This is a genomic window from Pacificibacter sp. (genome assembly GCF_039769035.1).
In the GTDB taxonomy this organism is placed as follows: domain Bacteria; phylum Pseudomonadota; class Alphaproteobacteria; order Rhodobacterales; family Rhodobacteraceae; genus Celeribacter.
The window spans coordinates 1-11,258 of sequence record NZ_JBDMZG010000131.1; the positions used below are offsets into that span (position 1 = coordinate 1).

Sequence of the window (11,258 nt, forward strand, 5' to 3'; positions counted from 1 at the left end):
CATAGGCACTATCGGTTGTGATGGTGATGTCTGTTGGGCGCGTCAGTGTTTCTAGGGCGTTGATCGCCGCCAAAAGTTCCATCCGATTGTTGGTGGTATCTGCCTCGCCGCCCTTGAGTTCACGTTCTTTCAAGACCTTATCACCGTCCATCGCACGCATCAAAACGCCCCAGCCACCAGGGCCGGGGTTTCCAGAACAAGCACCATCTGTCCAAGCGTGAATTTCGGGCATAAGCGTTGCTTTCTTTTGACTTTAGGCGGGCACGCGCAGCACGCGCGGGACTTTGAATTCGATGTTCTCTTGCGCGGTTTCGACCAAATCGACAGTGACTTCAAATCGATCCCGAAACGCGTCAATCACTTCGTTGACCAAAACTTCGGGTGCAGAGGCACCGGCAGTGATGCCAATCGATGAAATGCCATCAAGGGCGCGCCAATCAATGTCTGTCGCGCGCTGCACCAATTGCGAATAGGCACATCCATTGGCGGACCCAACCTCGACAAGTCGTTTTGAGTTGGATGAGTTCGGCGCACCGATCACCAACAGCCCGTCAATCTTGCCTGCAATCGCTTTAACCGCAGCTTGGCGGTTGGTGGTGGCGTAGCAGATGTCTTCTTTGTGTGGGCCTACGATGTTTGGAAAACGCGCACGCAAGGTGGAAATAACGTCGACTGTGTCGTCGACAGAAAGCGTCGTTTGCGTGATGAAAGCGAGTTTGGTTGGGTCGCGCACGACCAACCCCGCAACATCATCGGGTGTTTCGACCAAAAGTACTTCACCCTCAGGAAGCTGTCCCATTGTTCCGATTGTTTCAGGGTGCCCTTCATGTCCAATCATCACCATTTGCAGGCCAGCTTCCGCATGACGTTCAGCTTCGATGTGGACCTTAGATACAAGCGGGCAGGTGGCATCAACGTAGACCATTTCGCGCTGAGCTGCTGCAGCGGGAACGGCTTTGGGCACGCCGTGCGCCGAGAAAATTACAGGCCGATCGTCAGGGCATTCATCCAGCTCTTCAACGAAAACGGCGCCTTTTTCTTTGAGGCCGTCGACGACGAATTTATTGTGAACGATTTCATGGCGCACATAGACAGGCGCGCCCCATTTCTCAATTGCCAGTTCGACAATTTTGATAGCGCGGTCAACGCCTGCGCAAAAGCCGCGCGGGGCGGCGAGATACAACGTGAGGGCTGGTTTGGTCAAACTGTGCGTCATTGGCTCATCCATTCTTTGAACAATATCTAAGGTGCCAGCCGCGGCGCGTCCATGGGGTCTGATCAAGAATTGTCGCATGTATAAGAAAAGCCCCCTGAGCACAGCGTGGCGCAGGAGGCTTTGTTGTCATCATGTTTGCGGCAGTGTTGGCCGCTTATTCTGGCGTTGCGTCGCTGTTTGGGGCCTCGTAAGGCTCACGCGCGGGGCGTCCAAGAACGTCTTTCAACTCTTCCAGTTCGATGAAGTTGTCAGCTTGGCGACGCAATTCATCGGCGATCATTGGAGGCTGTGACTTAATCGTTGAAACAACAGACACCCGCACGCCTTGACGCTGCAAGCTTTCAACCAAGGGGCGGAAGTCGCCGTCGCCAGAGAAAATCACGATGTGATCTACATGTGGTGCGAGTTCCATCGCATCCACGGTCAACTCAATGTCCATGTTGCCTTTGATTTTGCGGCGTCCCATAGAATCGGTGAATTCTTTGGCCGGTTTGGTGACCATGTTGAAGCCGTTGTAGTTGAGCCAATCAACGAGCGGACGAATTGGGGAGTATTCGTCGTTTTCCAGCAAAGCCGTGTAGTAGAACGCGCGCAGCAGTTTGCCACGGCGCATAAACTCTTGGCGCAGCAGCTTGTAATCGATATCGAAACCAAGTGCTTTGGCAGCAGCGTAAAGATTGGAACCGTCAATGAATAAAGCAAGGCGTTCATCTCTATAGAACATTGTATGGAATCCTTTCTAAAATGCATTTCGCGCAGTCTTAATATTCAAAGATGCGCATAGAATTGAGTTTAAAGGAATAGTATGTATCTGAATGCAGTTAAACATGTCTAAATATATAGGGTGACCGCTTTGTCGCGAGGAAAAGCTAAACAAATCAAGGAAAAACGCGCGGTTTTGGCTTTTGGCGGGAATCTCCCTTCAGACGTTGGGTCAACCCGAGAGACGATCACTGCAGCACTCGCTCATTTGGGGGAGGCTGGCGCGCATATTGTGCAGCAAAGTCGATATTTTGAAACGCCTTGCTTTCCAGCGGGCGCTGGCCCGAACTATGTAAATTTGGCCGTTATCGTGAAGACGACCTGCGAAGCAGAAGAGTTTTTGGCGCAACTGCATGATTTAGAAGCGAAATTTGGAAGAACGCGTGAGACCCGTTGGGCTGGGCGAACCTTGGACATTGATCTTTTGTCGTTTGAAGATTTGATTTTGCCAGATTTGGAAACCTATGAATATTGGGCGGACTTACCGCTTGAGGTTCAAATGAAGGCGGCGCCAAGCGAACTTATTTTGCCGCACCCACGCATTCAGGATCGCGGGTTTGTGCTGATTCCTTTGTGCGATGTTTGGCCAGATTGGATGCACCCCGTGTCGGGGAAAACCGCTCAAATGTTGTGTGACGGACTGCCAGCGAGTGAAATCAAAGGGATAAAACCTTTGTGAAACCACAAAAAAGGCATATTTTGGGGCCGATTGATGCCTTGTCAATCACGCGACAAGGGCCTAAATAGGTCGCTTGTATCCCTCGCTCAGTTGGAATTGGAGATCTCATGGCTCGCGTCACAGTAGAAGATTGCGTAGATAAAGTTCCTAATCGTTTTGAACTTGTTATGCTTGCATCACATCGCGCTCGCGAAATTTCAGCTGGGTCAACTTTGACCGTTGATCGCGACAACGACAAAAACCCTGTTGTTGCTCTTCGTGAGATTGCTGATGAAACTCAGTTGGCGTCTGCATTGCGCGAACGTCAAATCGAGTCAAACCAGACACAAATCGAAGTTGATGAACCAGAAGAAGACCAGATGGCGCTTCTCATGGGTCAAGAAACAGATCAGCCAGCTGATGACGATATGTCTGAAGAAAAGCTGCTTCGTGCTTTGATGGAAGCCCAAGGGTAACTGTAATTTTGTGCCATGAGTCCTGAACTCTGGCCGTTGCAAGAAGAGTGCGGACCAAATGATCGACGTCGAAGACCTGATCGCCTTGGTCCGCAACTACAATCCCAAAACAAATGCAGATTTGATCCGAGAGGCTTATGCCTACGGAATGGAAATGCACGAAGGTCAGTTCCGCCACTCTGGTGAGCCGTACTTTTCGCACCCGATTGCGGTTGCTGCGATTTTGACCGAACAAGCGCTGGACGATGCCACGATCATCACCGCGCTTTTGCATGACACAATTGAAGACACCAAATCGACTTATAGCGAAGTTGAAAGAAAGTTTGGCACAGATGTGGCCGAGCTTGTTGACGGTGTAACCAAGCTGACCAATTTGCAGCTGTCGAGTTCCGAGACCAAACAAGCCGAAAACTTTCGCAAGCTCTTCATGGCGATGTCCAAGGACTTGCGGGTTATCTTGGTCAAGTTGGCTGACCGTTTGCACAATATGCGCACGATCAAATCGATGCGTCCCGAAAAGCAGCTGCAAAAAGCGCGTGAGACGATGGATATCTTTGCGCCACTTGCGGGGCGGATGGGGATGCAGTGGATGCGTGAGGAGCTTGAGGATCTCAGCTTCCGCGTGATCAATCCCGAGGCGCGCAATTCGATTATTCGCCGTTTTATCACGTTGCAACGTGAAACGGGCGATGTGATCCACAAAATTACCAACGATATCAAATCCGAATTGGCCCGCGAGGGCATTGATGCGGAAGTGTTCGGTCGCGCCAAAAAGCCGTATTCGATTTGGCGTAAGATGGAAGAAAAGCAACAGAGCTTTTCACGCCTGTCAGACATCTATGGGTTTCGCATTATCACCACCTCAGAAGGTGATTGTTACCGTACGTTGGGTGTGATTCACCAACGTTGGCGCGCGGTCCCAACGCGGTTCAAAGATTACATTTCACAGCCCAAAACCAACGGCTACCGTTCGATCCACACCACTGTGTCTGGTCGCGATGGTAAACGCGTTGAGGTGCAAATCCGCACACGCCAAATGCACGAAGTGGCCGAAGGCGGCGTTGCGGCGCATTGGTCCTATCGCGACGGTGTGCGGGCGCAAAACCCCTTTGCGGTTGATCCCGCCAAATGGCTTGCACAACTGACCGAGCGGTTTGAGAACTCTGACGATCACGGCGAATTTTTAGAACATGTTAAGCTAGAAATGTACGCCGATCAGGTGTTCTGCTTTACGCCAAAAGGTGAAGTGACCAAGCTTCCCAAAGGCGCGACGCCGCTTGATTATGCCTATTCCATTCACACGCGTATCGGCGACAGCTGTGTTGGCGCCAAGGTGGACGGCATTCGTGTACCGCTTTGGACGCGTTTGAAAAACGGCCAATCTGTTGAGATTTTGACAGCCGAAGGCCAGCGCCCGCAGGGCACATGGCTCGATATTGTTGTGACAGGGCGCGCCAAGGCTGCAATCCGCAAATCCTTGCGCGAAGAAGATCGCGGACGTTTCGTCAAGCTTGGACGTGAGCTGGCGCGTGTGGCGTTTGAGCATGTCGGCAAGAAGGCGTCTGAAAAAGTCTTGGCAACGGCGGCTAAACAGCTGTCTTTGGCGTCCACCGAAGAGTTGCTTGCGCGTATGGGTTCAGCTGATTTGGTTGCCAATGATGTTGTGAAATCTGTCTATCCTGAATTGGTGCATGCCTCAGCTGACGTCGATGCCAAGCGTGCGGTTTTGGGGCTTAGTGACAACCAAAGCTACAATCGCGCCAAATGTTGTCAGCCCGTGCCAGGTGAGCGCATCGTGGGTATCACGTATCGTGGCAAAGGTGTTATGCTGCACGCGATTGATTGTCCTGCGCTTGCCGAACTCGAATCAGAACTTGATCGCTGGGTTGATTTGCAATGGCACTCTGGGCCGCATGGTCCAATTCACGCCGTGTCACTCGACATTACGATTTCCAATGATATGGGCGTTTTGGGTCGCATTTGTACGTTGATCGGCGAACAAAAGGCCAATATTTCGGATTTGACGTTCATCGAGCGGAAACCCGATTTCTTTAGGGTGATCGTCGACGCGGACGTGCGGGATATTGAGCACTTACACGCGGTTGTTCTGGCGGTTGAAGCTGAAAGCGACGTAGCGCGTGTTAGACGCTACAGGGATTTGAATAGAAAGCCCTAAGGGGTCTTGAGGGAAACGTGGTTTTCAAGCGCCGAGACAAGCTGCCGCTGATCAAGTGGATGCAGCAGTGGATTTGGCCCCGTGGGGGCTGGTCCCGCGCGGTTCGGTACATGCAACTGCGTCTCAATCGTTTGCCCGGAACGCCAGACAGCATTGCGCGTGGCGTATTCGCTGGCGTCATCACAGCTTTTACCCCATTCTTTGGATTGCACTTTGTTGTGGCGGCTATTTTGGCGCGCTTGATGCGAGGCAATGTTTTGGCGGCTCTTCTTGCGACCTTTGCAGGCAATCCGCTGACCTATGTTCCAATCGCCTTGTTGTCGCTTAAGACGGGGCATTTCCTCCTTGGGTCCGAGTTTGAAGCAGATCATGAACGGTCCTTTTTTGGGACGTTTTATGACGCAGGACATGATCTTGTTCACAACATGAAAGCGATGATGACGGATGATGTTGCCAATTGGGATGGAGTTTGGCGCTTTGCCCATGACGTATTTATCCCCTATTTGATTGGTGGCATTCTCCCCGGTATTTTGGCGGGCCTTGTCGCGTACTATGTGAGTTTGCCGATGATCAGCGTGTTTCAAAAACGCCGTAAGGGTCTTTTGAAAGCCAAGTTTGAAGAGCTTAGAGACAAAGCGGTTGCGAAGAAAAACAATCCAAAGCTTTGAGCGCTCGCGTGATGGGGTGCATCAAAATTTGTTGGTTTCCTTTTGCGCGTGGACGTCTATTTTGCCCCACGAGAGAGCAATGTGATAAGGCAGGTTGGGCCCATAAGGGCACACATGGAAAGGCATCCTATGACTGATTTGGCACCCCTGAGACTGGGCATGAATATCGACCACGTTGCGACAGTTCGAAATGCGCGCGGCTCTGCCTATCCTGACCCTGTGCGCGCCGCAAAACTGGCCGAAGAGGCCGGCGCGGATGGTATCACTGCGCATCTGCGCGAAGATCGCCGCCACATCACAGACGCCGACATCGACGCTTTGGTTGAGCATCTGTCCGTGCCACTGAATTTCGAAATGGCCGCGACTCCGGAAATGCAGGCGATTGCTTTGCGCCACAAACCGCATGCCGTGTGTATTGTGCCCGAAAAGCGCGAAGAACGGACCACCGAGGGCGGTTTGGAAGTGGCGCGAGAAGAAAACAGTCTTGCACACTTTATTGCGCCTTTGCGCGAAGCGGGCAGCCGCGTGTCTATCTTCATCGCGGCAGACCGTGCGCAGATCGAAGCCGCACACCGCATTGGCGCCGCAGTCGTTGAACTGCATACAGGGGCCTATTGCGACCTGCATGCCGAAGGGCAGTTTGACGCGCGTGACGATGAGTTGAAGCGCCTCACTGAGATGGCGGATTTTGCCAACGGGTTGGGGTTGGAAGTCCACGCAGGGCACGGGCTCACCTATGACACGGTCAAACCGATTGCCGCTTTGCCGCAAGTCGTTGAGTTGAACATCGGACACTTCTTGATTGGTGAATCCATTTTTCGCGGCCTTAAGCCGGCCATCCAAGAAATGCGCCGTTTGATGGATGAGGCGCGCGGGTGATTCCTTTCGCCGATCTGTGGCCCATCATTTTGGGCTGGGCGATTGCAGTTGGCTCACCCGGACCTGCTGTTCTGGCAATTGCGGGGGCCTCAATGGGGGCGGGCCGCAAAAGCGGCTTGGCTTTGTCCTTTGGTGTCTGGAATGGGTCGATCGTTTGGGCCTCTGTCGCAGCCCTTGGGTTCGGCGCAGCGATGGCAAGCCATGCGTGGATGTTTGAAACGCTGCGATACCTCGGGGCCGGATATCTTTTGTTTATCGCGTTCAAATCCGCCAAGAGCGCGCTGGGCGGATCGGCTGCCCATATTACCCCCAGTTCGGATTCCATGGGGCGCGCGTGGCGGCGTGGCTTTTTGATCCACGTGATGAATCCCAAGGCTGCGTTGTTTTGGGGCGCCTTGTTCGCCGTCGTCATCCCACAATCGGCAGAAAAGGCCGCTGTGGTGCAGGTGGGGCTGTCGTGCTTGTTCACCTCGCTTGTGGTCATGTCATTTATGGCTATCGTGTTTTCAACGCGGCTGATGGCCCAGAGCTATTTGCGGATGCATCGTGTTTTCGATGGCGCATTTGCTGGGCTATTTGGTTTTGCGGCGTTGAAAGTCGTGACCTCAAAATTGGTTTAACCTGTATGATCCTTGGAATTGGCACTGACCTTGCAAATATCGAACGTATCTCCGGTACGCTCGATCGGTTTGGGGATCGTTTCAAAAACCGTGTGTTTACAGAAACCGAACAACGCAAAGCCGGTAACCGCAAAGATGTTGCAGGCACCTACGCCAAGCGCTGGGCGGCGAAAGAAGCCTGCTCAAAAGCTTTGGGCACGGGGTTGGCGATGGGCATTTCATGGAAAGACATGGCGGTGAGCAATATGCGCTCGGGACAGCCAACGATGCAGGTCACTGGCTGGGCCAAAGAACGGTTGGAATCGATGACGCCGGACGGGTACGAGGCCGTCATTCACGTGACTTTGACCGACGATCACCCTTGGGCGCAGGCTTTTGTGGTGATTGAGGCGCGCCCGCTGTAGCCAAATGCAGGCGAGACCCCTACAAATCATGCCGAAACCGTGGTGTTCTTCGTGATACGCTTGACAGCAAGCGCGCCTCTGAGCATGACACCCCTACGATGATTATTATGTGCCTGAATAAGGCCGTCCAAACGCGAGACCAAAAATATGAGCAAGGCTAAAGATTCAATAACTGAAACGGTGAAAACCGTTGTGTATGCACTGCTCATTGCTGGCTTGTTCCGCACGCTGTTTTTCCAACCCTTCTTTATTCCGTCCAGCTCCATGAAAAGCACCCTGTTGATCGGGGACTTCTTGTTTGTGAACAAAATGAGCTATGGGTTTTCAGAATATTCGTGCCCCAAATTGGTTCGTTTCTTGTGCCCAATTTCCGGTCGTATTTTGGATAAAGCACCAAAGCGTGGTGATGTCGTGGTGTTTGAGCACCCGACGCAGCACCGCGCATTTGTAAAACGCTTGATCGGTTTGCCTGGCGACAAGATTCAAATGAAAGACGGCGTGCTGTTTATCAATGGCGAAGAAGCAAAACAGACTCCTGATGGTGTGTTTTCTGAAATCTTTGAAGCGCAAGGTGCTGCAGGCAACACGCCTCGGTGTTCAAATCGAGCGGTTGGTCTGGGCGGCGAATGTGTGAAAGAGCGCTTCATCGAGACCTTTCCGAACGGTAAAAGTCATAAAATCTTGAATATCGCAAATACCAGCGTCGATAACACGCCGGTCTACACCGTCCCCGAAGCGCAGTATTTCTTCATGGGCGATAACCGCGACAACTCTGCTGACAGCCGCATCGCGCAGCCTTCGGGCGTTGGGTTTGTCCCTGAGAAATTCCTGCTCGGCCGCGTGGATCGCGTGATGTTCTCTGCTGCTGGCAAGTCGCTTTTGTTCTTCTGGACATGGCGCATGGACCGCTTCTATGAGGACATCGTGTGAAGATTTCCGCCGAACTTAAAGCCTTTGAGGCACGTCTTGGTCACGTTTTCCAAGATGCCGAACACCTGACGCGCGCTGTGACTCACAGCTCGTTTTCCTCTGCCACACGCCCTGACAACCAGCGCCTCGAATTTCTGGGCGATCGTGTGTTAGGGTTGAGCATGGCAGAAGCGTTGTTTGAGGCCGATACTGGGGCTTCAGAAGGGCAACTTGCGCCACGGTTTAACGCACTTGTGCGCAAAGAAACCTGTGCGGATGTTGCGCGTGATATCGATCTTGGTGCTGTGCTTAAATTGGGCCGGTCTGAGATGCTTTCTGGCGGTCGTCGCAAAGAGGCGCTTTTGGCCGATGCGATGGAGGCTGTGATCGCAGCCGTCTATAGGGATGCAGGTTTCGAAGTGGCCAAGGCGGTTATTTTGAAACTATGGGGGAAACGGATTTTGACGGTTGATGCGGACAGTCGCGACCCCAAAACGGCGCTGCAAGAATGGGCGCAAGCGCGCAAACAGCACCCGCCGAAATATGAAGAAGTCAAACGCTCAGGTCCAGATCATGCGCCTGTGTTCACCATCGAGGTGCAATTGCAAAGCGGGCAAACCATGCGCGCTGAGGCAACATCGAAACGCAACGCTGAGCAAGCTGCCGCAAAGGCGCTGCTGGACCAATTGGAGAGCGGACAATGACAACCGAGACCACGACACGCGCGGGCTTTGTTGCCCTTATCGGCGAACCTAATGCTGGCAAATCCACGCTTTTGAACCGGATGGTGGGGGCGAAAGTCTCGATTGTGACGCACAAAGTTCAAACCACACGCGCACGCATCCGCGGCGTTGCCATTGAGGGCGACAGCCAGATGGTGTTCGTTGATACGCCAGGTATCTTTAAGCCAACACGTCGTTTGGACCGTGCAATGGTTGCTGCCGCTTGGGGCGGTGCCGCAGACGCGGATGTTGTTGTGTTGTTGATCGAAGCACATCGCGGCATGACCAAAGGCGTCGAAGCTATTTTGGAAGCCCTGTCTGAGCGCACTGACGCGCGCAACATTTCCTTGGCGATTAACAAAATCGACCGCGTCCCAGTGGATGAGCTGTTGGCTTTGACCAGCAAAATGAACGAGCGTTTCGATTTCAAAAAGACATTTTTGATCTCGGCTGAAAAAGGTCACGGCGTGGATGATTTGCGCGAATGGTTGGCGGCTGAAGTGCCAGCTGGGCCTTGGCTGTACCCAGAAGATCAAATCGCTGATCTGCCATTGCGGATGATTGCCGCTGAAATGACACGAGAAAAACTTACGCTGCAATTGCACCAAGAGTTGCCCTACCAATTGACGGTTGAGACCGAAAGCTGGGAAGAGCGCAAAGACGGATCAGCGCGCATTGATCAAGTGATCTATGTGGCGCGCGATGGTCACAAAGGCATTTTGTTGGGCCACAAGGGCGAGACAATCAAACGTATTTCGCGCGCGTCTCGTGAAGAGCTTAACGAATTTTTGGGCCGTAAAGTGCACCTATTTTTGCAGGTCAAAGTGCGTCCAAATTGGTTGGAAGAATCTGAGCGCTACGGCGAAATGGGCCTCGATTTCAAAGACGGGAACTAAGCACAGATGGCGCGTCTCACTGCCGATATGTGGGTGGCCGCCTATTTGACGCGCTTACGCCTGCAAGACATCCCTGTTTTCGTCGTCAAAAAAGGCGACGCTACAGCCGGTGCGGTGATGGTGAAACTTAACACGCTTGATGGTCAGGCTGTGGCCTATCAACGACAGTTTGACTTGATGGCAGATCGCCGCGAGTGGGTTGAATTGGCCAGCGGGGTTGAGCGCGATGTGGATGCGGCTCTGTCCAAACAATCAGGCTATGATCCAGATTTGTGGATTATCGAAGTCGAAGATCGAGATGGCCGCACATTGTTGGATGAAATCGGCCTCTCGGATTGACGCAACGCCATCACCACGGCACGCTTGGCGCAGTAACATACCAAAATAACATTGGAGCCACAGGTGATTGAATGGCGGGATCAAGGAGCTGTTTTGGCTGTGCGCAAGCACGGGGAAACTTCCGTGATCGTTGAGGTGTTCACCGAAAACCATGGTCGACATGCAGGCGTTGTGCGCGGCGGTATTTCCCGCAAAATGACGCCGCATCTACAACCTGGTGGCCAAGTGTCGCTCACGTGGAAAGCGCGGCTTGAGGATCAGCTGGGGAGCTTCACCTTTGAGCCGATCAAAAGCAGAGCTGCTGCGGTGATGAGCGACCCAATGGCATTGTCGGCGCTAAACTCGATTACTGCGATGCTTGCGTTTGCACTGCCAGAGCGCGAGGCGCACGGCTATTTGTATGTCGACAGTATGAGCTTGCTTGACAAATTGGGTGTCGATCCGAATTGGCCGCTCGACTACCTGCAATGGGAATTGTCTTTGTTGGAAGAGCTTGGGTTTGGCATGGATTTGTCATCCTGCGCCGTGACGGG

Annotated in this window: 15 protein-coding genes; 12 read left to right on the plus strand and 3 right to left on the minus strand. The window is 52.9% G+C overall.

The window, feature by feature from the left end; all coding sequences use genetic code 11:
• The 3 genes from ABF287_RS11425 to ABF287_RS11435 all read right to left on the minus strand — a co-directional run.
• Positions 1 to 232: RNase H family protein (locus tag ABF287_RS11425; protein ID WP_347185135.1), on the minus strand; the 232-nt coding region annotated here is incomplete at its 3' end.
• Between the two features lie 21 nt (positions 233 to 253).
• On the minus strand, positions 254 to 1,204 hold the full coding sequence (ispH, locus tag ABF287_RS11430; RefSeq protein WP_347185149.1) for a 4-hydroxy-3-methylbut-2-enyl diphosphate reductase: 951 nt from the start codon (positions 1,202 to 1,204) through the stop codon (positions 254 to 256).
• Between the two features lie 166 nt (positions 1,205 to 1,370).
• The gene (locus ABF287_RS11435; protein WP_347185136.1) at positions 1,371 to 1,940 is read right to left on the minus strand and encodes an NYN domain-containing protein; all 570 of its coding nucleotides are present in this window, start codon (positions 1,938 to 1,940) and stop codon (positions 1,371 to 1,373) included.
• Between the two features lie 129 nt (positions 1,941 to 2,069).
• Between ABF287_RS11435 and folK the strand changes: the two genes are divergently transcribed.
• From folK to recO, 12 genes are all read left to right on the plus strand, one after another.
• Positions 2,070 to 2,657, plus strand: a complete 588-nt coding sequence (gene folK / locus ABF287_RS11440; RefSeq protein WP_347185137.1) for a 2-amino-4-hydroxy-6-hydroxymethyldihydropteridine diphosphokinase — start codon at positions 2,070 to 2,072, stop codon at positions 2,655 to 2,657.
• A 107-nt stretch (positions 2,658 to 2,764) separates the two neighbouring features.
• On the plus strand, positions 2,765 to 3,112 hold the full coding sequence (rpoZ, locus tag ABF287_RS11445; protein WP_347185138.1) for a DNA-directed RNA polymerase subunit omega: 348 nt from the start codon (positions 2,765 to 2,767) through the stop codon (positions 3,110 to 3,112).
• Positions 3,113 to 3,170: 58 nt separating this feature from the next.
• Positions 3,171 to 5,288: a bifunctional (p)ppGpp synthetase/guanosine-3',5'-bis(diphosphate) 3'-pyrophosphohydrolase gene (locus ABF287_RS11450; RefSeq protein ID WP_347185139.1), complete on the plus strand. Its 2,118-nt coding sequence runs from the start codon at positions 3,171 to 3,173 to the stop codon at positions 5,286 to 5,288.
• Positions 5,289 to 5,305: 17 nt separating this feature from the next.
• Positions 5,306 to 5,956 carry a DUF2062 domain-containing protein gene (locus tag ABF287_RS11455; protein WP_347185140.1) on the plus strand — a complete coding sequence of 217 codons (651 nt, stop codon included), beginning with the start codon at positions 5,306 to 5,308 and terminating at the stop codon, positions 5,954 to 5,956.
• A gap of 129 nt (positions 5,957 to 6,085) precedes the next feature.
• On the plus strand, positions 6,086 to 6,835 hold the full coding sequence (locus ABF287_RS11460) for a pyridoxine 5'-phosphate synthase (protein WP_347185141.1): 750 nt from the start codon (positions 6,086 to 6,088) through the stop codon (positions 6,833 to 6,835).
• Positions 6,832 to 7,455 (plus strand): LysE family translocator, encoded by a 624-nt coding sequence (locus ABF287_RS11465; protein ID WP_347185142.1) that lies wholly within the window; start codon positions 6,832 to 6,834, stop codon positions 7,453 to 7,455. The genes ABF287_RS11460 and ABF287_RS11465 overlap by 4 nt, the downstream gene beginning before the upstream one ends.
• A gap of 5 nt (positions 7,456 to 7,460) precedes the next feature.
• Positions 7,461 to 7,859: a holo-ACP synthase gene (gene acpS, locus ABF287_RS11470; RefSeq protein WP_347185143.1), complete on the plus strand. Its 399-nt coding sequence runs from the start codon at positions 7,461 to 7,463 to the stop codon at positions 7,857 to 7,859.
• A 147-nt stretch (positions 7,860 to 8,006) separates the two neighbouring features.
• A complete protein-coding gene (gene lepB / locus ABF287_RS11475; protein WP_347185144.1) occupies positions 8,007 to 8,789 on the plus strand; it encodes a signal peptidase I in 783 nt (260 codons plus the stop codon).
• Complete coding sequence (gene rnc, locus ABF287_RS11480) at positions 8,786 to 9,472, plus strand: ribonuclease III (protein WP_347185145.1); 687 nt, start codon at positions 8,786 to 8,788, stop codon at positions 9,470 to 9,472. The genes lepB and rnc overlap by 4 nt, the downstream gene beginning before the upstream one ends.
• Entirely contained in the window at positions 9,469 to 10,386 is a 918-nt protein-coding gene (era, locus tag ABF287_RS11485) for a GTPase Era (RefSeq protein ID WP_347185146.1), read from the plus strand. The genes rnc and era overlap by 4 nt, the downstream gene beginning before the upstream one ends.
• A 6-nt stretch (positions 10,387 to 10,392) precedes the next feature.
• On the plus strand, positions 10,393 to 10,725 hold the full coding sequence (locus tag ABF287_RS11490; protein WP_347185147.1) for a DUF1491 family protein: 333 nt from the start codon (positions 10,393 to 10,395) through the stop codon (positions 10,723 to 10,725).
• 66 nt (positions 10,726 to 10,791) lie between these two features.
• Positions 10,792 to 11,258 (plus strand): DNA repair protein RecO (gene recO, locus ABF287_RS11495; protein WP_347185148.1); only part of this gene is annotated, 467 nt, incomplete at its 3' end.

Excerpts from the sequence above, each read along its gene's own strand:
- ABF287_RS11435 (WP_347185136.1), bottom strand. The coding sequence starts at position 1,940 with ATGTTCTATAGAGATGAACGCCTTGCTTTATTCATTGACGGTTCCAAT.
- rpoZ (WP_347185138.1), top strand. The coding sequence starts at position 2,765 with ATGGCTCGCGTCACAGTAGAAGATTGCGTAGATAAAGTTCCTAATCGT.
- ABF287_RS11450 (WP_347185139.1), top strand. The coding sequence starts at position 3,171 with ATGATCGACGTCGAAGACCTGATCGCCTTGGTCCGCAACTACAATCCC.
- ABF287_RS11460 (WP_347185141.1), top strand. The coding sequence starts at position 6,086 with ATGACTGATTTGGCACCCCTGAGACTGGGCATGAATATCGACCACGTT.
- acpS (WP_347185143.1), top strand. The coding sequence starts at position 7,461 with ATGATCCTTGGAATTGGCACTGACCTTGCAAATATCGAACGTATCTCC.
- lepB (WP_347185144.1), top strand. The coding sequence starts at position 8,007 with ATGAGCAAGGCTAAAGATTCAATAACTGAAACGGTGAAAACCGTTGTG.
- era (WP_347185146.1), top strand. The coding sequence starts at position 9,469 with ATGACAACCGAGACCACGACACGCGCGGGCTTTGTTGCCCTTATCGGC.
- ABF287_RS11490 (WP_347185147.1), top strand. The coding sequence starts at position 10,393 with ATGGCGCGTCTCACTGCCGATATGTGGGTGGCCGCCTATTTGACGCGC.